This is a genomic window from Streptomyces sp. NPDC043726 (assembly GCF_056436565.1).
Genome location: NZ_JBWKCI010000013.1, coordinates 61260 through 86369, shown reverse-complemented (window position 1 = coordinate 86369; position 25110 = coordinate 61260). Strand labels below are relative to the sequence as shown.

The 25110-nt window shown below is 70.6% G+C and carries 20 protein-coding genes; 7 read left to right on the top strand and 13 right to left on the bottom strand.

The window, feature by feature from the left end:
• Window positions 1–85 precede the first annotated feature (85 nt).
• The 11 genes from AC068Z_RS32785 to AC068Z_RS32735 all read right to left on the bottom strand — a co-directional run bounded on the left by AC068Z_RS32785 (window position 86) and on the right by AC068Z_RS32735 (window position 11625).
• On the bottom strand, window positions 86–916 hold the full coding sequence (locus AC068Z_RS32785) for a pentapeptide repeat-containing protein (protein ID WP_478563891.1): 831 nt from the start codon (window positions 914–916) through the stop codon (window positions 86–88).
• 31 nt (window positions 917–947) lie between these two features.
• Window positions 948–1859, bottom strand: a complete 912-nt coding sequence (gene sigJ / locus AC068Z_RS32780; RefSeq protein ID WP_478563888.1) for an RNA polymerase sigma factor SigJ — start codon at window positions 1857–1859, stop codon at window positions 948–950.
• A complete protein-coding gene (locus AC068Z_RS32775; RefSeq protein ID WP_478563886.1) occupies window positions 1856–2599 on the bottom strand; it encodes a PIG-L deacetylase family protein in 744 nt (247 codons plus the stop codon). Before AC068Z_RS32775 ends, sigJ begins: the two co-directional genes overlap by 4 nt.
• Window positions 2600–2634: 35 nt before the next feature.
• Window positions 2635–3936: an alpha/beta fold hydrolase gene (locus AC068Z_RS32770; protein WP_478563883.1), complete on the bottom strand. Its 1302-nt coding sequence runs from the start codon at window positions 3934–3936 to the stop codon at window positions 2635–2637.
• Window positions 3937–4039: 103 nt separating this feature from the next.
• A complete protein-coding gene (locus AC068Z_RS32765; protein ID WP_478563880.1) occupies window positions 4040–5065 on the bottom strand; it encodes a LacI family DNA-binding transcriptional regulator in 1026 nt (341 codons plus the stop codon).
• 103 nt (window positions 5066–5168) lie between these two features.
• Window positions 5169–6587: a BNR repeat-containing protein gene (locus AC068Z_RS32760; RefSeq protein ID WP_478563877.1), complete on the bottom strand. Its 1419-nt coding sequence runs from the start codon at window positions 6585–6587 to the stop codon at window positions 5169–5171.
• A 15-nt stretch (window positions 6588–6602) separates the two neighbouring features.
• Window positions 6603–6923 (bottom strand): L-rhamnose mutarotase, encoded by a 321-nt coding sequence (locus AC068Z_RS32755; protein ID WP_365279736.1) that lies wholly within the window; start codon window positions 6921–6923, stop codon window positions 6603–6605.
• 17 nt (window positions 6924–6940) lie between these two features.
• Window positions 6941–8023, bottom strand: a complete 1083-nt coding sequence (gene rhaS / locus AC068Z_RS32750) for a rhamnose ABC transporter substrate-binding protein (RefSeq protein ID WP_478563872.1) — start codon at window positions 8021–8023, stop codon at window positions 6941–6943.
• Window positions 8024–8106: 83 nt separating this feature from the next.
• Window positions 8107–9078 (bottom strand): ABC transporter permease, encoded by a 972-nt coding sequence (locus tag AC068Z_RS32745; protein WP_478563870.1) that lies wholly within the window; start codon window positions 9076–9078, stop codon window positions 8107–8109.
• The gene (locus tag AC068Z_RS32740) at window positions 9071–10111 is read right to left on the bottom strand and encodes an ABC transporter permease (RefSeq protein WP_478563868.1); all 1041 of its coding nucleotides are present in this window, start codon (window positions 10109–10111) and stop codon (window positions 9071–9073) included. The genes AC068Z_RS32745 and AC068Z_RS32740 overlap by 8 nt, the downstream gene beginning before the upstream one ends.
• Window positions 10108–11625 (bottom strand): sugar ABC transporter ATP-binding protein, encoded by a 1518-nt coding sequence (locus AC068Z_RS32735; RefSeq protein WP_478563866.1) that lies wholly within the window; start codon window positions 11623–11625, stop codon window positions 10108–10110. Before AC068Z_RS32735 ends, AC068Z_RS32740 begins: the two co-directional genes overlap by 4 nt.
• Before the next feature lie 297 nt (window positions 11626–11922).
• Between AC068Z_RS32735 and rhaI the strand changes: the two genes are divergently transcribed.
• The 6 genes from rhaI (at window position 11923) to AC068Z_RS32705 (ending at window position 19633) form a co-directional block, all read left to right on the top strand.
• Window positions 11923–13092, top strand: a complete 1170-nt coding sequence (gene rhaI / locus AC068Z_RS32730) for an L-rhamnose isomerase (protein WP_478563864.1) — start codon at window positions 11923–11925, stop codon at window positions 13090–13092.
• 112 nt (window positions 13093–13204) lie between these two features.
• Window positions 13205–15244 carry a bifunctional aldolase/short-chain dehydrogenase gene (locus tag AC068Z_RS32725; protein ID WP_478563862.1) on the top strand — a complete coding sequence of 680 codons (2040 nt, stop codon included), beginning with the start codon at window positions 13205–13207 and terminating at the stop codon, window positions 15242–15244.
• Between the two features lie 8 nt (window positions 15245–15252).
• Window positions 15253–16701 (top strand): rhamnulokinase, encoded by a 1449-nt coding sequence (locus AC068Z_RS32720; RefSeq protein WP_478564354.1) that lies wholly within the window; start codon window positions 15253–15255, stop codon window positions 16699–16701.
• Between the two features lie 48 nt (window positions 16702–16749).
• Window positions 16750–17505 carry a (Fe-S)-binding protein gene (locus AC068Z_RS32715; RefSeq protein WP_478563860.1) on the top strand — a complete coding sequence of 252 codons (756 nt, stop codon included), beginning with the start codon at window positions 16750–16752 and terminating at the stop codon, window positions 17503–17505.
• Window positions 17502–18980 (top strand): lactate utilization protein B, encoded by a 1479-nt coding sequence (locus tag AC068Z_RS32710; protein ID WP_478563858.1) that lies wholly within the window; start codon window positions 17502–17504, stop codon window positions 18978–18980. Before AC068Z_RS32715 ends, AC068Z_RS32710 begins: the two co-directional genes overlap by 4 nt.
• Entirely contained in the window at window positions 18977–19633 is a 657-nt protein-coding gene (locus AC068Z_RS32705; protein ID WP_478563856.1) for a LutC/YkgG family protein, read from the top strand. Before AC068Z_RS32710 ends, AC068Z_RS32705 begins: the two co-directional genes overlap by 4 nt.
• Here the strand turns inward: AC068Z_RS32705 and AC068Z_RS32700 are convergent.
• Complete coding sequence (locus AC068Z_RS32700; protein WP_478563854.1) at window positions 19606–22731, bottom strand: family 78 glycoside hydrolase catalytic domain; 3126 nt, start codon at window positions 22729–22731, stop codon at window positions 19606–19608. The two genes, AC068Z_RS32705 and AC068Z_RS32700, sit on opposite strands and share 28 nt — an antisense overlap.
• A 226-nt stretch (window positions 22732–22957) precedes the next feature.
• Here AC068Z_RS32700 and AC068Z_RS32695 point away from each other — a divergent pair, with 226 nt between their 5' ends.
• On the top strand, window positions 22958–24112 hold the full coding sequence (locus AC068Z_RS32695; RefSeq protein ID WP_478563851.1) for an ABC transporter ATP-binding protein: 1155 nt from the start codon (window positions 22958–22960) through the stop codon (window positions 24110–24112).
• A gap of 57 nt (window positions 24113–24169) precedes the next feature.
• Here the strand turns inward: AC068Z_RS32695 and AC068Z_RS32690 are convergent, their stop codons facing one another.
• On the bottom strand, window positions 24170–25099 hold the full coding sequence (locus AC068Z_RS32690; RefSeq protein WP_478563848.1) for a hypothetical protein: 930 nt from the start codon (window positions 25097–25099) through the stop codon (window positions 24170–24172).
• Window positions 25100–25110: the final 11 nt, after the last annotated feature.

Below are 25110 nucleotides of genomic sequence, written 5' to 3'. Positions count from 1 at the left end.
CGGCGGTGAGCCGGGCGGCGGGCGGGCAACAGGAAGCGCCAGCGCCAGACCTCGTGAGCCTGACCCCCGCCGCACCCCGCCACGCTCAGCCCCCCGCCGTCCAATGCGCCGGGCGCGTCAGGGAGGTCGGCAGCTTCGTTTCCGTACTCCCCCGTGCCGCGTTGAGTTGCGGCTGGGTCAGGAAGAAGGCGTCGGTCAGGTCGGCGTCCGTGAGGTCGGTGTCTCGTAGGTCGGCGCCCAGGAGGTCCGCTCCGCGCAGGTCGGCGCCGGTGAGGTCGGCGGCGATGAGGTAGGCGCCGCGGAGGCTGATGCCGCGCAGGTCGGCGCCCTTCAGGCGGGCACCCATCAGGTCGGCGCCCCGGCGGTCCTTCCTCCGGCCGCGCGAACCCGCCCGCGTCAGCTCGCTGGCCCGGGTCAGGAGCCCGCCCACCTCCTGCCGGTGCGCGCCCACGTCCAGCCGGGCCAGTTCGTCGGGGGTGCCCCCGGCCAGTTCCTCGGTCTTCTCCAGCAGCCGGCGCAGATCGGCGTGGACCGGGCGGGCGGCGGGCAGGGTCAGCGCCTCGGTGAGGTACCAGAGCAGCTCGTGCAGCTGGCGCACGACCGGGAACGCGTCGAACATGCGCCGCGCGTCCTCGGCGGGCTCGGTGCGCCAGTCCCGCCCGCCGAAGGTGACCTGCGAGACCCGCTGTCCGGCGCCGAAGCAGTCGTAGACCGTGCAGCCGGTGAAGCCCTGCTGCCGCAGCCGCGCGTGGATGCCGCAGCGGTGGTCGTCCTGGAGGTTGCGGCAGGGCGTCCCGGCCTTCTTGTCGACCGCGAAGTCGGCCGAGGCGGCGAACGGCAGGGCGACGCAGCACAGCCCGAAGCAGTTCGCGCAGTCGCCGCGCAGGCCGGCCGGTTCGAGGGAGAGGTCTCGCATACCGACCAGCCTACGGGCGCCCGTCAGCCGCTCACTCCCCCAGGTCAGGCAGGTCAGGCAGCTCCAGCCGGTCCAGCCGCGCGGGATCGGCCAGGATGTACATGCCCGTGATCCGGCCGTCGGCGACGGTGAGGCCGGTGACCGACATCAGCTTGCCGTCGGGCGCGTTCAGCATGCCGAGTTCGCCGTTGACCAGCACGAACCGGGCGTGCTGCGCGAACTCGCTGAACAGCATGGCCTGTTCGGCCACCGGACGCGCCCCGCGCACGAGCTTCGAGGCCGCCACCCCGCCGACCAGGGCCCCGGAGTCGGCGCGCAGCACGATCTCGGGGTCGAGGACTTCGAGCAGCGCGTCGAAGTCCCCGGCGCGGCAGGCAGCCATGAACGCGTCGAGGACCTTGCGCTGTTGGGCGAGGTCGGGCTCGGCGGACGGGGTGGCTCCCTGGACCCGGCGCCGGGCCCGGCTGGCGAGCTGCCGGGTGGCGGCCGGGGTGCGTTCCACGATCCGCGCGATGTCGTCGAAGGGCACGGCGAACATGTCGTGCAGTACGAACGCCAGCCGCTCGGCGGGCTCCAGCGTCTCCAGCACGACCAGCAGGGCGAGGCCGACCGTGTCGGCCCGGACCACTTCCTGTTCCGGGTCGGCCTGGGACAGCGGCCGGATCACGGGGTCGGGGACGAAGGTGTCGTCGAGCGGGTCCTCGCGGCGCGTGGTGCGCGAGCGCAGCATGTCCAGGCAGATCCGGCCGACCACGGTGGTCAGCCAGCCGCCGAGATTGCGGATGTCCTCGCCGTCGCTGCGGCTGAGCCTGAGCCACGCCTCCTGAACCGCGTCCTCGGCCTCGGTGAGCGATCCCAGCATCCGGTAGGCGACGGCGTTGAGATGGTCCCGGTGTTCCTCGAACCGCTCGGCCTGCGCCTCGGCCCCCGTTCCGGCCGTCACCGGGCGAACACCTCGAAGGCCACCGCGGGCTTGCCGCCGAACCGCTCGCCCGTCGCCGTGGCGTGCTGGGTGAGGAAGCCCCGGACGTACGTCTCGGGATCCTCGTCCGTCAACGCCTCGATGTAGGCGCGGTGTTCGAGCAGCGACCGCACCGCCCGCTCCAGACCGGGTGTGGCGTCCACGGCGTGCGTGGGCGTGCTGGACCCGGCGACGGCGACCCAGCGCACGCCGTTCCAGGGTTCGAGCCCCTGCTCGACGAGTTCGGGGAAGATCCACCGGTTGCCGGCGTCACCGGCCGCGTCGAGGGTGGCCCGGCCCACGGCCACATGGTCCGGGGTGTTCCAGGCGACTCCGCCCCAGGTGTCCCGGTGGTTGAGGGTGATCACCAGCTCGGGACGGTGGCGGCGGATCTCGGCGGCGATGTCCCGGCGCAGGCCGGTGCCGTACTCGATCACACCGTCCTGGTGGTCGAGGAACTCCACCGCCGACACCCCGACCACCGCCGCGCTGGCCCGCTGCTCACGCTCCCGCAGCGGACCGCACACCGCGGGCTCCATCGTGTCGATCCCGGCCTCGCCCCGGGTGGCCAGCACATAGGCGACCTCCCGGCCCTGATCGGTCCACGCGGCGACGGCCGCCGAGCAGCCGTACTCCAGGTCGTCCGGGTGCGCCACGACGGCGAGGGCCCGCTGCCAGTCCTCGGGCATGGGCCGGAGCTGAGTGATCATCGGCTCGGTCATGCCCGCAGACTAGCCCGCGGCACACCGCGCAGACCTCACAATTCGTCGCGCGTCAGGGCCAGCAGCCGGTCCAGCACCCGCGGCCCGCCCGCGCGTACGCCGTCGTGTTCGAACTCGTCGGTGACCCAGGTGCGCAGGCCGCGGATCGTGCGGGCCGTGGCGAGGGAGTGGGTCGTGTCGACGTACATGTCGTCGTGGTAGATCGCGGCGGCGGCCGGGACCTCGTTGGCGGCGAGGCGCGTGGGGTCGTACAGCGGTGTCCAGTCGGTGCGGGTGGCGAGGAGTTCGGCCGTCTCGCGCAGGGGGCGCAGGGCCGGGTCGCAGTCGAACATCCAGGGGTGGATGGTCTCGCCGGTGAACAGCAGCGGGCCGTCGCCCGCCAGGGCCTTGGCCGCGTCGAACTGCGGGAACTCGGCGCGGACCCGCTCGGCCGACCAGGCCGTGGGGCGGGCGTCCTGGCCGTAGATCGCCTCGTGGACGAGGGCGTAGAGCGGGTGACCCGCGTATGACAGCAGGCCCTGGACCTCTTCCTGGAAGGCGTCGGAGAGGGTCGCGCCCTGGGCGGTGCGGACGAAGGCGTGCTCCAGGAGGTAGTGCAGGCGGTGGCTGCCCTCGCCGCCGCCGAGGAGGATGCCGAGGGACTGGAAGGCCTCCGCCGTGAGGCGGTAGCCGTTGGGGAGCACGACGTCGTGGCCGAGCAGGTGGTCGGCGATACGGCGGGCCCGCTCGACGTCCTGCGGATAGCGGGCGTAGTGCGCGGTGACCTTGCGCTCGATGCGCGGGTAGGCCGCGCGGTAGACGTCGTCCGCGTGCGCGTCGAGCGAGGGCAGGCCGCCGGTGACGATCGCGGCGGACAGGCCCTCGGGGGCGGTGGAGAGGTAGTTGACCGTGCAGAAGCCGCCGAAGCTCTGGCCGAGGACGGTCCACGGGGCGCCGCCGGTGACGGCCGGGCGGATCGCCTCGCAGTCCCGGACGATCGCGTCGGCGCGGAAGTGCGTGAGGTAGTCGGCCTGTGCGGCCGGGCCGCCGCGCAGCGGGAGCGTCTGGCGGTTGGCCGGCGTGGAGTGGCCGGTGCCGCGCTGGTCGAGGAGGAGGACCCGGTACTCCTTCAGGGCGCGGCCGAGCCAGGCCTGCTTGCCGACGAACCGGTTCGCCCCGAATCCGGGCCCGCCCTGGAGGTAGACCAGCCACGGCAGGTTCTGGTGCACCCGGTCACCGGCGACGACCTCACGGGCGTAGAGCTCGATGCTCTCCCCCGCCGGGTCGTCGTGGTCGAGGGGCACGGTGAAGTGGCGGTCGGTGAGGACGACGCCGGGCTGGCGGTAGCTGACGGTCAACGAGGCTCCCGGTTCGGACGGACGGCTGGCAGCGCGTCCCAGTTCAACACATGTTCCGTCGCCGACCGAGCCCGGGGATCATGAACAGCTACTGAACGGCCGCTCAGCGCGCCGAGAGGCTGGAGCGGCGTACGACCAGTTCCGGCTGGAGCACGACCCGCCGGTGCTCGTGGCCGCGGGCGCCGCCCTCGCCCTCGGTCTCCTCCAGGAGCAGCTCGGCGGCGAGGGCGCCCATGGTGACGGCGGGCTGCCGCACCGAGGTCAGGGGGACGGCCGCGGCGGCGGCGAACTCGATGTCGTCGTAGCCGACGATGGCGAGGTCGTCGGGGACGCTGACACCGGCCGCGTACATCGCCTGGAGGACACCGAGGGCGAGCAGGTCGTTGGCGCAGAACACGGCGGTGGGACGGTCGGCGAGGCCGAGCAGACGGGCACCCGCGTCCCGGCCCGCGGCGACGTCGAGCCGCTCGGTGGGCAGCTCGCGCAGCACCTCGGGGCCGAGCCCGGCCTCGGCGAGCGCCGACAGCGCGCCGGTACGGCGGTCGCGGACCTGGTTCAGGCTGGGCGGGCCGCTGACGTACGCGATGGAGCGGTGCCCGGCGTCCACGAGGTGGCGCACGGCGAGCGCGCCGCCGGCGACGTCGTCGACGGAGACCGAGCACTCGGTGGTGCCCTCGGCGACCCGGTCGACGAGGACGAAGGGGATGTTGTGCCGACGGAACGTCTCGATGTTGCGCCCGGTGGCGTCCGCCGGGGTCAGCAGCACCCCGCGCACCCGCTGCTCGGCGAAGAGCGACAGATAGTCGGCCTCCTCCGCGGCGTTCTGCGCGCTGTTGCAGACCATCACGCCGAGTCCCGCCTCGCGCGCGGCCCGCTCGGCGCCGCGCGCCACGTCGACGAAGAAGGGGTTGCCCATGTCGAGGACGAGCAGCCCCATGATCCGGCTGCGGCCCGCGCGCAGTTGGCGCGCGGACTCGCTGCGGACATAGCCCAGCCGGTCGATCGCCGACAGCACCCGTGCCCGGGTCTCGGTGGCGACCGTGTCCGGACGGTTGATGACGTTCGAGACCGTGCCGACGGAGACTCCGGCGGCGCGTGCGACGTCCTTGATACCCACCGACTGGGCCATCGGGCAGGGACCTCCAGAGGAACGAGGGGCGGCGGGCGGGACGGTCTTCACATTACCGTCGGACCGCCCTTTGACGGCATCCGTCGAACGGCCACGGCGGCGATCAGGCGGGCAGCCGGAAATCGGCGACGCGGAGCGCCGAGGGGGTCGTACCGGTGGACTTCACCTGGTACATCACCGACAGGGTGTGGTCCTGCGCGATCCGGGTCTCGTCGATCACGACCTCGCCGAAGGCGTTCAGCCCGGCGGCGACACCGTCGTACAGCAGCCTCCAGTCCGTGTACCCGGACGCCTTGGAGGCGCCGGCGATCCGGCCGAACGGGAAGATCGCGTAGGCGTTGTCGTACTTGTCCAGAACCAGCTTGGTGCGCTGGCTGGAGTTCAGCGGGACCGGGATCTCGGTCTTCTGCCAGTTGCCCGAGGCGTTCTTGCGGACGTGGAACGCGCGGCCGTTGGCGGTGCGGTCGGCGACGTAGTCGGTCGTGCACTGACCGAATCGACCGGGTACGTAACTGATGATCGCGTGTGGCAGCCCGGTCGAGTCCGTGAACTGGCTCTCCTGGTTCATGAGCGAGTGGTCCGGATTGAGCGAGTCGATCACCAGGCCGCTGTCGGTGACCGCCACCTTGTCGGAGCCGCCGGTGGTACCGACGACCGTGCCCGCGTTGTTGCGCCAGGTCCGGCCGCGGTCGTCGGAGTAGACGTAGCCGGTGTCGTGGTTGGTGATGCCGCCGCCGTTGCACATCACGGCGCCGTTCTGCTCGCGCCAGGTGAAGAAGGAGTGCAGCCTGCCGCCGCGGTCGTAGTCGATGCCGTGCAGATACATGTTCCGGACGGTCGAGGAGCCGTGCTCGCTGCTGTACGTCCCGGTGGACGACGTCCACTCCCCCAGCGCGGTCCACGTCGAACCGTCGTACTCCGCGAGGGCGTTGCGGCCGTTGCCGGAGACGCCGGTCCGGTAGCTGAGCTGGAGGCGGCCCTCGGGGGTGGCGATGAACTGGGGGTAGGTGAACTGGCTCGTCAGGGTCAGGCCGTCAAGGGTGGACTGGGGCGCGCCGAAGCGGCTCGCGGTCCACGACAGCCCGGCCGGGTTGTCCAGCAGTCCGGCGACCGACTTGACGTAGGTGAAGCCGTCGCTGTGCGAGTCCATGTTGAGGTGCAGTCGGCCGTCGGTCCGCGAGACGCCCATGGAGATGACGTTGTGGGAGTCGTTGTAGCGGAGCGTGTGCCCGACCCTGACCGTGGACCAGGCGGTGGCGCCGAGGGCACGGCGGCCGACGACGGCGTTGCGGTCTGCGGTGTACCAGGCCGCGTACTGGTGGCCCTTGTAGGTCAGCAGGCCGTTCTTCTGGAAGGCGTTGTTGTTGACCAGGCCGTCGTAGGAGACGAAGAAGATGGCCTGGGAGTCGAGCGTGGTGGTGCCGGTGAGGGTGACGGAGGGCCCGGGGTCGGCGGCCCGCGCCGTGCCCGGGGCGGCCACGGCGGCCAGCAGCGCGGTCGCCAGCACAGTACGTCTTCTCATGAACTCAGCTCCGGCTCAGGCTAGATGGAAGACTTCGGTGAGGGGTTTCATCGATTCGTCGGGTCGGGCGCCGTCCAGCGACTCGAAGAACGGCGCCATCTCCGCCTGCCAGCGGGCGTTGACCTCGGTGGCCTCCATGCCGGCCCGGGCGGCGGCGAAGTCCTCGGTCTCCAAGTAGCCGACCAGCAGGCCGTCTTCGCGCAGGAAGAGCGAGTAGTTGTGCCAGCCGGTGGCCGAGAGCGCGTCCAGCATCTCCGGCCATACGGCGGCGTGCCGCTCGCGGTACTCGTCGAGGCGGTCCGCCCGGACCTTCAGCAGAAAGCACACGCGTTGCATCAACAGCCCCTTGGAACTCAGAAGTTGAACTGGTCGATGTTCTTGGCGTCGAACACGGTCGGCTTGCCCAGGCTGATCACGCCGTCCTTGCCGATCGTGTACTCGCCCATGTCACCGGCGGTGAAGGTCTCGCCCTCCTTGCCGGTGATCTGCCCGGACACCAGCGCGACGGCGGTACGGGCGGCCAGCTCGCCCAGCTTGGCCGGGTCCCACAGCTCGAACGCCTCGACGGTGCCGTTCTTGACGTACTTGCGCATGTCGTTCGGGGTGCCGAGGCCGGTCAGCTTGACCTTGCCCTTGTACTTCGAGCCCGACAGGTACTGGGCGGCGGCCTTGATGCCGACGGTGGTCGGGGAGATGATCCCCTTCAGGTTCGGGTACTCCTGGAGCAGGCCCTGGGTCTGCTGGAAGGACGCCTGCGCGTCGTCGTTGCCGTACGCGACCTTGACCAGCTTCATGTCCTTGTACTTGGGATCCTTGAGCTCGTCCTTCATGAACTCGATCCAGGTGTTCTGGTTGGTCGCGGTCTGCGCGGCGGACAGGATCGCGATCTCGCCCTTGTAGTCGATCTGTTCGGCGAGCAGCTGCACCTCGGTACGGCCGAGGTCCTCCGCGGAGGCCTGCGAGACGAAGGCGTTGCGGCAGTCGGCCTTGGTGTCGGAGTCGTAGGTGACGACCTTGATGTCGTTCTTCATGGCCTGCTTGAGCGCGGTGCACAGGGCGCCGGGGTCCTGCGCGGAGACGGCCATCGCGTCGACCTGCTGCTGGGTGAGCGTGTTGACGTAGCTCACCTGTCCCGCGGTGTCGGTGGCGCTGGACGGTCCGACCTCCTTGTAGCTGTTCCCCAGCTCCTTGAGCGCCGCCTCGCCGCCCTTGTCCGCGGAGGTGAAGTAGGGGTTGTTGACCTGCTTGGGCAGGAACCCGACGGTCAGCCCCTTCTTCAGCTCGGCGTTCGGATCGGCCTTGCCGGCGGTCGCGGCGGAGGCGTCCTCGTTGGCGACGTCCTCCTTGGTCGTACCGCCACAGGCGGTGGCGGCGAGGGAGAGGCTGGTCACGAAGGCGAGGGCGACGGAGACACGCCGGAGGGATGACTTACGCATGGAGGGTTCCTTTGCGAGAAGAGGTGAGCGAGAGCGCCCCGTCAGGGGCGCGGGGAACTGCGCGACCAGCCACGAACGACGTGTCAGCCGGACGATTGCGCACGCACGACGGCGATCTGCCGAGCCACCCGGGGCCCGAGCACGGAAAGAACAAGCAGCACACCGGTGACCAGGATCTGCGTCTGAGCGGAAACGTCCTGAAGGCTCATCACGTTCTGCAGCGCACCGAGCAGGAACACCCCGGCGATCGCCCCACCCAACGTGCCCTTGCCCCCGTCGAAGTCGATCCCGCCGAGCAACACGGCAGCAACCACGGACAGCTCGAGCCCGGTGGCATTGTCATACCGAGCGGACGCGTAATGCAGCGCCCAGAAGATCCCGGTGAGCGAGGCCATGAACCCGGTCACCGTGAACAGGATGAGCTTCTGCCGCTTGACCCGGACCCCGGCGAACCGGGCCGCCTCCTCGCTCGCCCCGATCGCGAACAGCGACCGCCCGAAGGGCATGGCGTGCAGGACGATCACAGCGATCGCGAGCAACACCAGGAAGGGCAGCAGAGCGTACGGGATGAACGTGTCGCCGATCCGGCCGGAAGCGAAGTCCAGGTACGGCGTGGGGAAGTCGGTGACCGCGTCGGAGCCGAGCACGATCTGCGCGATACCCCGGTAGGCGGCGAGCGTTCCGATGGTCACCGCGAGCGACGGCAGCCCCAGCCTGGTCACCAGCAGGCCGTTGATCAATCCGCACACCCCACCGATCAGCAGGCAGATCGGAATGATCGTCTCGATCGTCATGCCCTGGTTCCACAGGGCGCCCATGACCGCCCCCGACAGCCCCGCCGTCGAAGCGACCGAGAGATCGATCTCACCGGAGACGACCAACAGGGTCATCGGCAGCGCGATCAGAGCGATCGGAAGCGTGTTCCCGATCAAGAAGGACAGATTGAGCGAATTGCTGAACCCGTCGACGAACCCGAAGGACAGCAGGAGCACGACGATCAGGAGTGCGCCGACCACCGTGTCCCAGCGGATCGCGCGCGTGAGGGAGTCAGGCATGGCGGGCGTTCCTCTTCTTCAGGGCCGAGGCCACGCGCAGCGCGACGACCCGGTCGACCGCGATGGCGAGGATGAGCAGGATGCCGTTGATGGCGAGCACCCAGACGGAGCTGACACCGAGCGCGGGCAGCACGCTGTTGATGGAGGTCAGCAGCAGCGCGCCGAGGGCGGCGCCGTACACGCTGCCGGAGCCGCCGGTGAAGACGACGCCGCCGACCACGACGGCGCTGACGACGGTGAGTTCGTAGCCGTTGCCGGTGCCGGAGTCGACGTTGCCGAACCGGGCGAGGTACATCGCGCCCGCGAGGCCGGCCAGCGCGCCGCAGAAGGTGTACGCGGCCAGGATCCGCTTGCGCACCGGGATTCCGGCGAGGCGCGCGGCCTCCGGGTTGGAGCCGAGGGCGTACAGCTCGCGCCCGCTGCCGAAGTGCTTGAGGTAGTAGGCGGTGGCGATCAGGACGGCGAGCGCGATGAGCGCGAGATACGGCACGGCGGAGAGGCCGCCGGAGCCGAAGTCGACGAAGCTGTCCGGGAGGTCGGCCGCCGTGATCTGCCGGGAGCCGACCCAGATCGAGTCGATGCCGCGGATGATGTACAGGGTGCCGAGGGTGACGACGAGAGCGGGCACCTGGCCGAGGCTGACCAGCAGGCCGTTGAGCAGACCGAAGCCGATGCCCATGAGCACCGCGAGCAGCACGGCGACGACCGGGTTCCCGCCGCCCTGGAGATACGTACCGGCGGCGAAGGCGCTGATGCCGAGCGTGGAGCCGACGGAGAGGTCGACGTTGCGGGTGATGACGACCAGCGACTGGCCGACGGCGACCAGCACCAGGATCGTCGCGTTGAGCAGCAGGTCCTTGATGCCCTGCTCGGTCAGGAACTCGCTGTTGCCGGCCTGGGTGACGGCGATCATCACCAGGAAGACGACCAGGATGGCCAGTTCGCGCATCTTGAAGACACGGTCGACCAGCCGGGTCGCGCCCGCCTTGGGCACCTCGGCGACGGGGGCTTGCTCAGGAGTGGTCACCGTCATGCGGCGGCCCTCCCCGTGGCTGCGGCCATCACGGTTTCCTCGGAGGCTTCGGAGCGGGGGATCTCGGCGGTGAGGCGGCCCTCGTGCATCACCAGCACGCGGTCGGCCATGCCGAGGATCTCGGGCAGGTCGGAGGAGATCATCAGGACGGCGACCCCGTCGGCGGCCAGTTCGGAGAGCAGCCGGTGGACCTCGGCCTTGGTGCCGACGTCGATGCCCCGGGTCGGTTCGTCGACGATGAGCACCTTGGGGCCGGTGGCCAGCCACTTGGCGAGGACGACCTTCTGCTGGTTGCCGCCGGACAGGGTGGAGACGGCGTCGGCGATCCGGGCGTACCTCACCTGGAGCTTGACGGCCCAGTCCAGCGAGCGGCTGCGTTCGGCGCCTCGGTCCATCAGGCCGGCCTTCACGGTCGTACGCAGTCCGGTGAGGCCGATGTTGCGCTCGATGGACATGTCCATCACCAGGCCCTGGGCGCGCCGGTCCTCGGGGACGAGGGCGAGGCCGGAGGCCATGGCGGTGGAGGGGGCGCCGTTGACGAGGTTCTTACCCCCGACGCTGACCTCGCCGGCGTCCCAGCGGTCGATGCCGAAGACGGCCCGGGCGACCTCGGTGCGGCCCGCGCCGACCAGTCCGGCCAGGCCCACGATCTCGCCGCGCCGGACCTCGAAGGAGACGTCGGTGAAGACGCCCTCGCGGGTCAGCCGGCGCACGCTGAGCGCGACCTCGCCGGGCTCGACGTCCTGCTTGGGGTACAGCTCGTCCAGGTCGCGGCCGACCATCCGCCGTACGAGATCGTCCTCGGTCATGCCCGCCACCGGCTCGCTGGCGATCCAGGCGCCGTCGCGCAGGGTCGTCACGCGCTGGCAGATCTCGAAGATCTCCTCGAGGCGGTGCGAGATGAACAGCACGGCCGCGCCCTGTTCGCGCAGGGTGCGGACGACGCCGAAGAGGCGGGCGACCTCGCTGCCGGTGAGGGCGGCGGTCGGCTCGTCCATGATCAGGACCCGGGCGTCGAAGGAGAGGGCCTTGGCGATCTCCACGATCTGCTGGTCGGCGATGGACAGGCCGCGCGCGGGGCGCTCGGGGTCGAGTTCGACGCCGAGGCGCTGCATCAGGGCCAGGGTGGCCGCGTGGGTGGCCTTGTGGTCGATGCGGCCGAGGGCGCGGCGCGGCTGGCGGCCCATGAAGATGTTCTCGGCGATCGACAGGTCGGGGAAGAGCGTCGGCTCCTGGTAGATCACGGCGATGCCCGCGTCCCGGGCGTCGCCGGGGCCGTGGAAGGCGACGGGCGTGCCGTCGAGCAGTACCTGGCCGGCGTCGGGCCGGTGCACTCCGGCGAGCGTCTTGATGAGGGTCGACTTGCCCGCGCCGTTCTCTCCGGCGAGGGCGTGCACCTCCCCGGGCAGCAGCTCCAGGGAGACGTCCCGCAGGGCGCGGACCGCGCCGAAGGACTTCGAAACGTCCCTCAGCGCCAGGACCGGGGCCGGACCCGTGGTGGACGGGTGGGTCATGGGGGCTCCTCGACGACGTCGGCGGGACGGCTCTCGCGACGTCGTGAAAGGTTTCAACTTGGTTGCCGGGACGTTAGGCACGCCGTGCATGTCACGTCAATGGGTTCGTATCGAAAAACTTTCGATGAATGAAGGTCACGGCGGAGTCACGAGCAACCGGCTCGGGCCTGGGGCTTGACACCCCTTCGGGAGGCTCATAGCTTCCCGTCTTGAATCGTTTCACCGCGCTGCACTTCTGACGTTTCACCGTGCCGCGTTTTCTGAAGACTTTCCGACCCGATGTCACAGGAGCCCGAAGTGACCGACCTCGCCGCGGTGAAGGCCGCGCTCAAGACCCAGGCCGTCGAGACGCCGTCGTGGGCGTACGGGAACTCGGGGACCCGGTTCAAGGTGTTCGCCCAAGCGGGGGTGCCGCGGACGCCGCAGGAGAAGCTGGAGGACGCGGCGCAGGTCCACGCGTTCACGGGAGTGGCGCCGACGGTGGCGCTGCACATCCCGTGGGACAAGGTCGAGGGCTCCGATGGTTACGCAGAGCTGGCGAAGTTCGCCGAGGCTCGGGGCGTGCGGTTGGGCGCGATCAACTCGAACACGTTCCAGGACGACGACTACAAGCTGGGGAGCATCTGTCATCCGGACGCCGCCGTGCGACGGAAGGCCGTTGATCATCTGCTCGAGTGCGTCGACATCATGGACGCGACCGGGTCCCGGGATCTGAAGCTGTGGTTCGCCGACGGAACGAACTATCCCGGCCAGGACGACATCCGCGGGCGGCAGGACCGGCTGGCCGAAGGGCTCGCCGAGGTGTACGAGCGGCTTGGGGACGGGCAGCGGATGCTGCTGGAGTACAAGTTCTTCGAGCCGGCGTTCTACACGACGGATGTGCCGGACTGGGGTACGGCGTACGCCCACTGTCTGAAGCTGGGGCCGAAGGCGCAGGTCGTCGTCGACACCGGGCATCACGCGCCGGGGACCAATATCGAGTTCATCGTCGCCACGCTGCTGCGTGAGCGGAAGCTCGGCGGGTTCGACTTCAACTCCCGGTTCTACGCGGATGACGACCTCATGGTGGGGGCGGCCGATCCGTTCCAGTTGTTCCGGATCATGTTCGAGGTGGTCCGGGGCGGGGGGTTCTCCGCCGACGTCGCCTTCATGCTCGACCAGTGCCACAACATCGAGGCCAAGATCCCGGCGATCATCCGGTCCGTGATGAACGTGCAGGAAGCGACGGCGAAGGCGCTCCTCGTCGACCGGGAGGCGCTGGCTTCGGCGCAGGCCGGTGGGGATGTGCTCGCGGCGAACGCGGTGCTGATGGATGCGTACAACACGGACGTGCGGCCGCTGCTCGCGGAGGTTCGGGGGGAGATGGGGTTGGACGCGGATCCCATGGGGGCGTATGCGCGGTCCGGGTGGGCTTCGAGGATCGTGGCCGAGCGGGTCGGAGGGGAGCAGGCCGGATGGGGCGCGTAAGCGTCTGCCGGGATCTGTGATCTTCGGACTGCGGGCCGTATGTGGCCGGTCGCGCAGTTCCCCGCGCCCCTAGGAAACCCTCCGACCCTCTTTCAGATAGGACCCGAAAGTCATGGCTACCCATCCCGAAGCCGCTGCCCTCCTCGCTCGTTCCCACCGGCTGGGCTCCGATCCCCGTAACACCAACTACGCCGGGGGCAATGCCTCCGCCAAGGGCATCGACACCGATCCCGTGACGGGGGGTGATGTGGAGCTGATGTGGGTCAAGGGGTCCGGTGGGGACCTCGGGACGCTCACCGAGGGTGGGCTCGCCGTGTTGCGGCTGGACCGTATGCGCGCGCTCGTCGAGGTCTATCCCGGTGTCGAGCGCGAGGACGAGATGGTCGCCGCCTTCGACTACTGCCTGCACGGCAAGGGGGGTGCCGCTCCCTCCATCGACACCGCCATGCACGGTCTGGTCGAGGCCGCTCATGTCGATCACCTGCATCCGGACTCCGGTATCGCGCTCGCCTGTGCCGCCGACGGCGAGAAGCTGACCGCCGAGTGCTTCGGGGACAGCGTCGTGTGGGTGCCCTGGCGGCGGCCGGGGTTCCAGCTCGGGCTCGACATCGCCGCCGTGAAGGCCGCGAACCCGCAGGCCATCGGGTGTGTGCTCGGCGGGCACGGGATCACCGCCTGGGGGGACACCTCCGAGGAGTGCGAGCGGAACTCGCTGCACATCATCCGGACCGCCGAGGCCTTCCTGGAGGAGAAGGGCAAGGCCGAGCCCTTCGGTCCCGTCATCGAGGGGTACGAGGCTCTCGGTGAGGGTGAGCGCGGGGAGCGGGCGGCGGCTCTGGCGCCGTACGTCCGTGCCGTCGCCTCCCAGGACAGGGCTCAGGTCGGACACTTCACCGATTCCGACGTCGTCCTCGACTTCCTCGCCCGCGCCGAGCACCCCCGGCTCGCCGCGCTCGGCACCTCCTGCCCGGACCACTTCCTGCGCACCAAGGTGCGGCCGCTCGTCCTCGATCTGCCGCCGACCGCTCCGCTGGACGAAGTCGTGGCGCGGTTGAAGGAGCTGCACGCCGAGTACCGCGCGGAGTACGCCGCCTACTACGAGCGGCACGCCCTGCCCGACTCCCCCGCGATGCGCGGAGCGGACCCGGCGATCGTGCTGATCCCCGGCGTGGGCATGTTCTCCTTCGGCAAGGACAAGCAGACCGCCCGGGTCGCGGGCGAGTTCTACGTCAACGCCATCAATGTCATGCGGGGCGCGGAGGCCGTGTCCACGTACGCGCCGATCGAGGAGTCCGAGAAGTTCCGCATCGAGTACTGGGCTCTTGAGGAGGCCAAGCTCCAGCGGATGCCCAAGCCGAAGCCGCTGGCCACGCGGGTCGCTCTGGTGACCGGGGCCGGCAGCGGGATCGGCAAGGCGATCGCGCGTCGGCTCGTGGCCGAGGGGGCGTGTGTCGTCGTCGCCGATCTCAACGGCGACAACGCCTCCGCCGTGGCCGAAGAGCTGGGCGGGCCGGACAAGGCCGTCGCCGTCACGGTCGACGTGACGGACGAGGAGCAGATCGCCGCCGCGTTCCAGGCCGGCGCGCTCGCCTTCGGCGGGGTCGACCTGGTCGTGAACAACGCCGGGATCTCCATCTCCAAGCCGCTGCTGGAGACTTCGGCCCGGGACTGGGACCTCCAGCACGACATCATGGCCCGCGGTTCCTTCCTCGTGTCGAGGGAGGCCGCCCGGGTGATGATCGCGCAGGGACTCGGCGGTGACATCGTGTACATCGCCTCCAAGAACGCCGTCTTCGCGGGCCCCAACAACATCGCGTACTCCGCCACCAAGGCCGACCAGGCACATCAAGTGCGGCTGCTGGCAGCCGAGTTGGGCGAGCACGGCATCCGCGTCAACGGCGTCAACCCCGACGGCGTCGTGCGCGGCTCCGGGATCTTCGCCGCTGGATGGGGTGCCCAGCGGGCCGCGGTGTACGGGGTCGAGGAGGAGAAGCTGGGCGAGTTCTACGCGCAGCGGACCATCCTCAAGCGGGAGGTGCTGCCCGAGCATGTCGCGAACGCCGTCTTCGCGCTGACCGGCGGGGAGCTGACGCACACGACGGGCCTGCACGTCCCGGTCGACGCCGGCGTCGCCGCCGCCTTCCTGCGGTGAGCGGCTCCGTGAAGTCGTACGCGGCGGTCGACCTCGGCGCGTCCAGCGGGCGCGTCATGGTCGGCCGCGTCGGCCCGGACAGTCTGGAACTGGCCGAGGCGCACCGGTTCGTGAACCGGCCGGTGCGCCTGCCGGAGGGGCTGCGGTGGGACATCCTCGGGCTGTACGCGGGGGTGCTGGACGGGCTGCGGGCGGCGGGACAGGTCGACTCCGTCGGCATCGACAGCTGGGCCGTGGACTACGGCCTGCTGGACGCCGACGGGAGGCTGCTCGGCAATCCCGTGCACTACCGGGACTCCCGTACGGACGGAGTCGCGGAGAAGGTGTGGGCGACCGTGCCCGCCGAGGAGCTGTACGCCGCGACCGGCTTGCAGTACGCCCCCTTCAACACGCTGTACCAGCTCAAGGCCGAGCAACTCACAGGTGCACGACGGCTGTTGCTGGTCCCCGACCTGCTGACGTACTGGCTCACCGGCGAGCAGGGCACCGAGCTGACCAACGCCTCGACCACCCAGCTGATCGACCCGCGGACGCGGACATGGTCGTACGACATCGCCCAACGGGTCGGTGTCGACCTGGAGTTGTTCGCGTCCCTGCGGCACCCAGGGGATCCCGCGGGGCTCCTCCGGAGCGAGGTGCTGGAGGAGACGGGACTGACCGGGCCCGTGCCGGTGACCGCCGTCGGTTCGCACGACACCGCCTCCGCCGTCGCCGCGGTTCCGGCCGGGGCCCGTGAGCGGTTCGCGTACATCTGTACCGGCACCTGGTCGCTGGTGGGGCTCGAACTGGACGCGCCGGTGCTGACCGAGGAGAGCCGGGCCGCCAACTTCACCAATGAGCTGGGTCTCGACGGCACGGTCCGCTATCTGCGCAACATCATGGGCTTGTGGCTGCTCCAGGAGTGCCTGCGCGCCTGGGGCGAGCCGGATCTGGGCGGGCTGCTGCTCCAGGCGGCCAAGGCGCCGGCGCTGCGGTCGGTCGTGGACGCGGGGGACGCCGCCTTCCTCGCGCCCGGCCGGATGCCGGAGCGGATCGCCGAGGCCTGCCGGGCCTCGGGGCAGCCGGTGCCCAAGTCGCCCGCCGAGATCACGCGGTGCATCCTCGACTCGCTCGCCCTGGCCCACCGCAAGGCCGTCGCGCAGGCCCAGCGGCTGGCCGACCGGCCCGTCGAGGTGGTGTACATCGTCGGCGGCGGCACCCGTAACGCGCTGCTGTGCCAGCTCACCGCCGACGCCTGCGGGCTGCCGGTGGTGGCGGGCCCGACGGAGGCCGCCGCGCTCGGCAACGTCCTGGTCCAGGCGCGCTCGCACGGACTGGTCCGAGACCTCGCCGACGGGCGTCGACTGCTCACCCGAACCCAGCCGCTCACCCGCTACGAGCCGCGCGGCGAGGCCGCCCGCTGGCAGGCGGCCGAGGACCGGCTCGCCGGGCCTGAGAGGGTCTCCCCCGGCCCGTGACCCGGCACTACCCTGCACTCATCCGATGATCGACGACAAGGAGCCGCGATGCGTGTCGCTCTGTTCCTGACCTGTGTCAACGACACGCTCTATCCGGACACCGGGCGCGCCGTGGTGAAGCTGCTGACCAGGCTGGGTGTCGAGGTCGACTTCCCGATGGCGCAGACCTGCTGCGGGCAGGCGCACTACAACACCGGATACCGGCATGGGGCGGAGCCACTGGCCCGGCATTTCTCCGATGTCTTCGGGGAGTACGAGGCGATCGTCACCCCCTCGGGGTCGTGCGGGGCGATGGTGCGGGAGCTGTATCCGCGGATGGGCGAGCGGGCGCGGGCGGAGGGCCGCGGGGACTCCCTCGCGGCCACCCTGGCGCCCGTGGTGCCGAAGACGTACGAGCTGACCGAGTTCCTGGTGGACGTGCTGGGTGTGACGGACGTCGGGGCGTACTACCCGCACAGGGTGACCTACCACCCGGCCTGTCACGGCCTGCGCGGGCTGGGGCTCGCCGACCGGCCGCAGCGGCTGCTCCACGCGGTGAAGGGGATCGAGCTGGTCGAGCTGCCCGGTGCGGACGAGTGCTGCGGCTTCGGTGGCACCTTCGCGGTGAAGAACTCCGATGTCTCGGCTGCGATGGGCGCCGACAAGGTGCGCAACGCCGAGTCGACGGGCGCGGAGGTGCTGTGCTCGGCCGACAACTCCTGTCTGATGCACATCGGTGGGACGATGGCCCGGCTCAGGACCGGGATGCGGCCGGTGCACATCGCGGAGATCCTGGCGAGCACGGAGGAGGAACCGGCCGCATGAGCGGGACGTTCGTAGGGATGCCGGCCTTCCCCAAGGCCGCGCACGAGGCCGTGCACGACCAGACCCTGCGCGGCAATCTGCGCCACGCGACGCACACCATCCGCGGCAAGCGGGCCAAGGCCGTCGCGGAGATGTCGGACTGGGACGCACTGCGGGACGCGGGGGCCCGTATCAAGGACCGGACGCTCCTCCACCTCGACCGCTACCTGGTCCAGTTGGAGGAGTCGGTGACCGCGGCGGGCGGCACCGTCCACTGGGCGGTCGACGCCGACGAGGCCAACCGGATCGTCGCCGACCTGGTCAAGGCGACCGGGGAGTCGGAGGTCGTCAAGGTCAAGTCCATGGCCACGCAGGAGATCGGGCTGAACGAGGCACTGGAGGCCGAGGGAATCCGGGCCTACGAGACGGATCTCGCCGAGCTCATCGTGCAGTTGGGCAAGGACCGGCCCTCGCACATCCTCGTCCCCGCCATCCACCGCAACCGGGGCGAGATCCGGGACATCTTCGCCCGCGAGATGAGCGAGTGGGGCCGTCCGGCCCCGGACGGTCTGACGGACACGCCCGCCGAACTGGCCGAGGCGGCCCGGCTCCACCTGCGGGAGAAGTTCCTGCGCGCCAAGGTCGGTGTCTCCGGCGCCAACTTCATGGTCGCCGAGACCGGCACCCTGGTCGTCGTGGAGTCCGAGGGCAACGGCCGGATGTGCCTGACCCTGCCCGAGACGCTGATCTCGGTCGTCGGCATCGAGAAGGTGGTGCCGACCTGGCAGGACCTGGAAGTCTTCCTGCAGACCCTGCCCCGCTCCTCCACCGCCGAGCGCATGAACCCGTACACCAGCACGTGGACCGGTACGACGGACGAGGACGGGCCCCAGAACTTCCATCTGGTCCTCCTCGACAACGGCCGCACCGACACGCTCGCCGACGAGGTCGGCCGCCAGGCCCTGCGCTGCATCCGCTGCTCGGCCTGCCTCAACGTCTGCCCGGTGTACGAACGGGCGGGCGGCCACGCCTACGGCTCGGTCTACCCGGGCCCGATCGGCGCGATCCTCAGCCCCCAACTGCGCGGCACCGGAAGCGACATCGACGCCTCACTGCCGTACGCCTCCTCCCTGTGCGGCGCCTGTTACGAGGTCTGTCCCGTCGCCATCGACATCCCCGAGGTGCTGGTGCACCTGCGGGAGCGGGTCGTCCAGGGCGGGCCGGTCGTCCAGGGCGGGAACAAGGTCGTGCTCAAGCCCGCGAAGGGCCACGCGGCCGAGCGTGCGGCCATGCGAGCGGCAGGCTGGGCGTTCGGCCGTCCGGCCGCCCTGCGCACCGGGCAGCGGCTGGCCTCCCGGACGCGCCGGCTGCATCCGCGCAGTCTGCCCGGCCCCGGCAAGGCGTGGAGCGGGACCCGGGAACTCCCGGCGGTGCCGCCCGAGCCGTTCCGGGACTGGTGGAAGCGCACGCACGGTGGAAAGGACGGCGCCAAGTGAGCAGCAGGGAACGGATCCTGGGCCGGGTGCGGCGCGCGCTGGCCGACGTACCCGGTGAGGAAGCGCCGATCGAGCGCGCGTATCTGCGGGAGCACGGCGAGCGGAGTGTCGAGCAGACCGTGGATCTGCTGGCGGAGAACCTCGCGGACTACCGGGCGGTGGTGCACCGGTGCGCGCAGGAGGAGCTTCCCGAGCTGCTGACGCGACTGCTGGCGGAGCGGGGTTCCGAGAGCGTGGTCGTGCCTGCGGAGCTGCCCTCCGAGTGGCTCGGGGCCGTGGACGCGACCCGTGTGCCCGACCGCGCGGACAGCACCCCGCATGAACTCGACCGCGTGGACAGCGTGATCACCGCCTGTGCCGTCGCCATCGCCGAGACCGGCACCATCGTCCTGGACGGCTCCCCCGACCAGGGCAGGCGCCGGATCACCCTTGTGCCCGACCACCACATCTGCGTCGTACGCGTCCCCGACCAGGTCGTCTCCTCCGTACCGCAAGCGCTCGAACGCCTCGACCCGGTCCGGCCGTTGACCTGGATCTCCGGCCCTTCGGCGACCAGCGACATCGAGCTGGACCGGGTCGAGGGGGTGCACGGTCCGCGCACCCTGGAGGTGGTGCTGGTGAGCGGTCAGGCGAGCGCGGACGTCAACTCGTAGCGCCCGGAGGGCAGTCGGTAGGACGCGGTGCCGTCCTCGAAGCCGAGGTACTCGACGCCCTCGACCCTGGCGAGCGGGGTGCGGCCTTCGCGGACGGTCGACGGATCGGTGGTGGGGATGCGGAGGGTCGCGGTCGTGTTCGCGGGGACCGCGGCGCGGTAGGTCAACTTGCGGCCGTCCGCCCGCCACTCGCTGACGATCTCGCCGTACGGCGAACGGTGCGAGCCGGCCACCCGCGTGACCTTGCCGGTCGGGTCGAGGTGCGGCCGCAGGAAGAAGTGCCGGAAGCCGGGGTGGGCCGGGTCCTTGGCGATGCCGGCCATGCTCTCGTACATCCACTCCATGATCGCGCCGTAGGAGTAGTGGTTGAACGAGTTCATGTCGACCGGACCGAAGCCGTCCTCCTTGGAGTAGGAGTTCCAGCGCTCCCAGATGGTGGTGGCGCCGTTGCGCACGGAGTACAGCCAGGAGGGCATCGCGTCCTGGTGGAGCAGCTCGTACGCCAGGTCCGCGCGGCCCTCGTCGGTGAGGACCGGGGCGATGACGTTCACGCCGAGGAAGCCGACGGCGAGGGTGTTCTCGGCGTAGTGCACGCGGGTGCTGTCGGGGTGGGCGGCCTTGTAGGCGGCATCGTTGCCGATGTTCTCGGCGAGCATGGTGACCAGCTGGCGGCGCTGGGCCTCGGTGTCGTAGAAGCCGAGTTTGAGGACCCACAGCAGGGCGGTCTGGCTGTCGTCCTCCGTCTTGCGGGGGCTGTCACCGGGTGTGGGCGGCGGGTCGCCGAGGCTGGAGCGGACGGTGAGGCGGCCGGTGTCCGGGTCGGTGACGACGTACTTGGCGAGGAACGCCCGCTTGATACGGGAGAAAAGGTCGTCGTAGGAGCGGCCCTCGGCGGTGCGGCCGGTGGCACGGGCCATGTCGGCCATGAGGCGGGCGCTGTAGCCGTAATAGACGTCGCTCATGAGCTGGGTACTGGTGTCCTGGAAGGCCAGCCAGTCGCCGAAGATCGCGCCCTGACCGGCGTAGGTGTCGCCGGTGCGGGCCCGGATCCAGTCCATGTAGGCCGTCATCGCGTCCCAATTGCGGTCCACGACCGTGGTGTCGCCCGACATCTGCCACACCGTCCACGGCACGACCACCCCGCAGTCCGCCCAACCGCTGGCGGGGATCGGAGCGTTGTAGCGGGCGCCGGGGGCGATCCAGGTGAACTGCGCCTTGTCGGCGCCGTAGCCGCGCTGCGAGTCGATCAGCATGTCCTGGAAGTGGCTGAGGAAGTTGACCGCGTCGGCGTTGTAGAGGCCGGTGTTGGAGAAGAGCTGGGTGTCGCCGGTCCAGCCGCAGCGTTCGTCGCGCTGGGGGCAGTCGGTCGGTATCCAGAGGTAGTTGCCGCGCTGGCCCCAACGGACGTTGCTGATCAGCTGGTTGACGTCCGCGTCGTCGGTGTCGACGGCGCCGATGTCCGTGAGCGCGGAGGTGGCCACCCGGCCGGTGAGTTCGGTGAGGGTGACGGTGGCCGTCGTGGTGACGGAGGCGTAGCGGAAGCCGTAGAAGGTCAGCGAGTCCTGGTGGGTCTCACCGTCGGGGTCGCCCTTGAGGACGTACGTGCTGGTGGCCTTGGCGCTGCGCAGGTTGGCGCGGTAGACGGAGCCCGCGGGGCCGTCGGCGCCCTCGCTGTCGTCGTTGAGCATCTCGCCGAAGCGGAAGGTGACTTCGGCGCCCTCGGGTCCGCGCAGGGTGTAGCGGGGTACGCCGACCATGTTCTGGCCGAGGTCGAACACCGCGGTCTCGCCGGGGCGCAGGGTGACGTCGTCGACGGTGGTGCGCCCGGAGTCCACGACGACGCGGCCCTTGCCGTGCGCGCTGGTCGCCTCGCCGGTGACTCCCGTGTGGACGGCGACCGAGCGGGGGCGGCGGTCCCACTCCGGGGTCAGGCGGGCGCTCTCGCCGGGGTAGGCGACCAGCCGGGAGCCGGGGAAGCGGGTGGCGAAGTCGTGCTCCTCGACGGCCGCCCAGGCGGAGACGTCGAAGCCGTTCGCCGTCCAGCCCGGGAGGTCCTTGCGGGCGTCGTAGGTCTGCCCGTCGTAGATGTCGTCGGCGCGGTAGGGGCCGGTGTCCGTGGCCCGCCAGTCGTCGCCGGGGGTGGTGACGACGGTCTGGGTGGAGCCGTCGGCGTAGCGGACGAGGAGTTTGGCCTTGAGGGCGAGGCGGTTGCCGTCCTCGGCGTAGTAGGCGCTGTTGTCGGAGATCCGGCCGTTGTACCAGCCGTTGCCCAGCACCGCCGCGAGGGTGACGTGCCGCTCCCCGGCGACCAGCCGCGTCACGTCGTAGGTGAGGTAGCTGACGGTGCGGTCGTAGTTGGTCCAGCCCGGGGTGAGCAGTTCGGGCGTGCTGCCGTCGCCGTGCGGCACGGTCACGCGCCGGCCGTTGACGAAAGCGTCGTACACGCCGAGGGCGGAGATGTAGAGGCGGGCCTCGCTGACGTTCCGGCCCTTGAGCGCCGTCTGCCGCCGCAGCAGGGGTGCGCCGGGGGTGTTCGGCTCCTTGCCCGCCATGGCGATCCAGCGGGCACCGTCCCAGCCGGCGACTCCGTCGGTGCTGAGCAGGCCGGTCTCGAAGTGGGCGGTGGGGCCGGTGATCGTACGGCCGTTCTCGTCCCGGACGCGGACCGTCCAGTGGTAGCGGGTGGAGGGTCGCAGCGGCCGGCCGTCGTAGCGGACGGCGACCGAGTCGGCAGAGGTGACGTGTCCGCTGTCCCAGACGTCGGCGCGGCCGCTCGCCAGCCGCGCGGGGGTGGAGGCGACCAGGATCCGGTACGCCGTCTGCCGCCGGCCGCGCACCGGGGATTCCGTGCGCCAGCCGAATCTGGGGTGCGGCGCGTCCACGCCCAGCGGGTCGGTCCGGTGCTCGACCGTCAGGCCGGTGACGCCGGTACGCCGTGCGGTGGGTGCCGCGGGCGCGGGACCGGCCACAGCGGGCGCCGCCGTCCCGATTCCGCCCGCCAGGGCGACGGGCACGGCGCCCAGGGCGGTGGTGAGAACTGTTCTGCGGCGCACCGTGCTGCCGTTGCCGCCGCTCGTGCTGTCGACTCCGTCGGTCATGCCGTTGTCCCTTCGGCTCGCTCCGAGTTGTATCGATTCAGCTCGTTCGGCGGTTGAAGCTAGTAGCAGTGGTGCACCATGTCCACAGCTTGAGCAGTGCGAGAATCCCGCAGATTCCCACAGAACCGATCGAGTGACGAGGTATGATTGAAACCGTTCAAAAACGGAGTCCACCATTCGGCAGCGCTGGCGGGTCCCCTGCGGGCGGCGCCGTTAGCGTGTGGGCATGATCCGGTTCGAGCAGGTCAGCAAGCGGTATCCGGACGGGACGACGGCCGTGGACGGGCTCAGTTTCGAGGTCCGCGAGGGGGAGCTCGTGACCCTCGTGGGGCCGTCCGGCTGCGGCAAGACCACGACCATGATGATGGTCAACCGGCTGATCGAGCCGACCTCCGGACAGATCTTCGTGGACGGCGAGGACGTCATGACGGTCGACCCGGTACGGCTGCGGCGGCGGATCGGGTACGTCATCCAGCAGGTCGGGCTCTTCCCGCACCGCACGATCCTCGACAACACCGCGACCGTGCCGACGCTGGTGGGCTGGAAGCGCGCCAAGGCCCGGGCCCGCGCGGAGGAACTGCTCGATCTCGTGGGGCTGGATCCGAAGACGTACGGACCGCGCTACCCCGACCAGCTCTCCGGCGGACAGCGGCAACGGGTCGGGGTGGCGCGGGCCCTGGCCGCGGATCCGCCGGTGCTGCTGATGGACGAGCCGTTCGGGGCGGTGGACCCGGTGGTGCGCGAGCAACTGCAGGACGAGTTCCTGCGGATGCAGGCCGCCGTGCGCAAGACGGTGCTGATGGTCACGCACGACATCGAGGAGGCCGTACGCCTCGGTGACCGGATCGCGGTGTACGGACAGGGGCGCATCGAGCAGTACGACACGCCCGGGGCGGTGCTCGGGACGCCGGCGACGCCGTACGTCGCGGAGTTCGTGGGGGCGGACCGGGGGTTGAAGCGGTTGTCGGTGACCGAGATCGAGGCCGACGACCTGGAACAGCCGCCGGTCGCCCGTCCGGACGAACTCGCGCCCGCCGTGGCCGAACGGCTGCGCGCGGAGGGCGGCCGGTGGGTCGTGGTCCTCGACGACGAGGGCGAACTCCACGGCTGGGCCGGGCTGGACGACCTCGCCTCGGGCGGGCTCGTCGGTGACCACGCCCACCGGATGAACGCCTGGGTGCCGGTGGGCGCCCCGCTGAAGCAGGCGTTCGGCGTGATGCTCCAGCACGACGCCGGATGGGTCGCCGTGCTGGAGGGCGCGCGTTTCCTGGGCGTCCTGACCCCGGCGAAGCTGCACGAGGCGCTGCGCCGCTCGGTGGACGCGGACGCGCTCGGCGTGTCCCGGGGGCAGGTGCGGTTCGACTCGGTGGCGGACGCGTGAGCGGGGGACGCGGTGGCGGACGCGTGAGCGGGCGACGCGGTGGCCGGTGTCTCCGGGTTACGCGGCCTTGGGCTTACGCGTCGACTCGCGCCCCAGGATGCCGAAGGCCCACCGCTCGTTGAAGCCGGCGACGAACCCGATGGCGCACCAGAACCCCCAGAAGTCCGTGCCCTTGACGGACGATCCGGGGCCGGCGGCGGAGGGGCAGATCTCCGCGGCGGTGGCCGGTACCTCGAAGACGGGCACGAGGCCGCCGCTGAGCAGGAAGTACACCGCCAGCGCGAGGATCCACCCGACGAACACTCGGTACACGCCCTCGTGGCGCATGCTGCGGGCCATCTGCCCGGGCACGATCAGACCGTCCCACGCGCTGTTCTGCCGCTTCGTCAACTGCTCGGTGTTGCCCCGCAGTCGGACCAGCACACTGAGCACCGCGCCGAACGCGCCGACCCCGCCGCACACGAACGCGCCCAGCAGATGCCAGCGGTTGGTGCAGTTGAGCGTGACGCCCAGCGCCTGGAGCAGACCGGCACCCCACAGCAGCGGCACCACCAGCAGCACCAGGCTGGCGGCGGAGCCCAGCAACAGGCCCGCGTTCAGGCCCCTGCTGACGGCGGTCGCGCTGTCCTGCGCGAGCCGTCCGCGCAGGTCGGCTATCTCCTCGTCGAGGTACTCCATGAGGTGCTCGCTCGGTTTCACGTCGTCGATCCGGGGATCGCTCAACGCGTTGAGAAGGACGCGCCGCACGGTGACGCGCGCCGCGACTCGGGTACTGCGCTCGAAGGCGCGCTGCGAGGCGCCGTACAAGAGCTGCAGCTGTAGCTGCTGTTCGGGATAGGCGTCCCCGAACTTGCGGTAGACCGGACCGAGTCCGGTCGGCACGATGTGGGTCAGTCCCTCGGGACGCAGATCGGTGTCCGCCCCCTCGACCGACTCGCGCAGTCCCTGCCACCACGAAGTGTGGAGGCGTCCCCCGTCGACCGTCATGAGGTACCTCT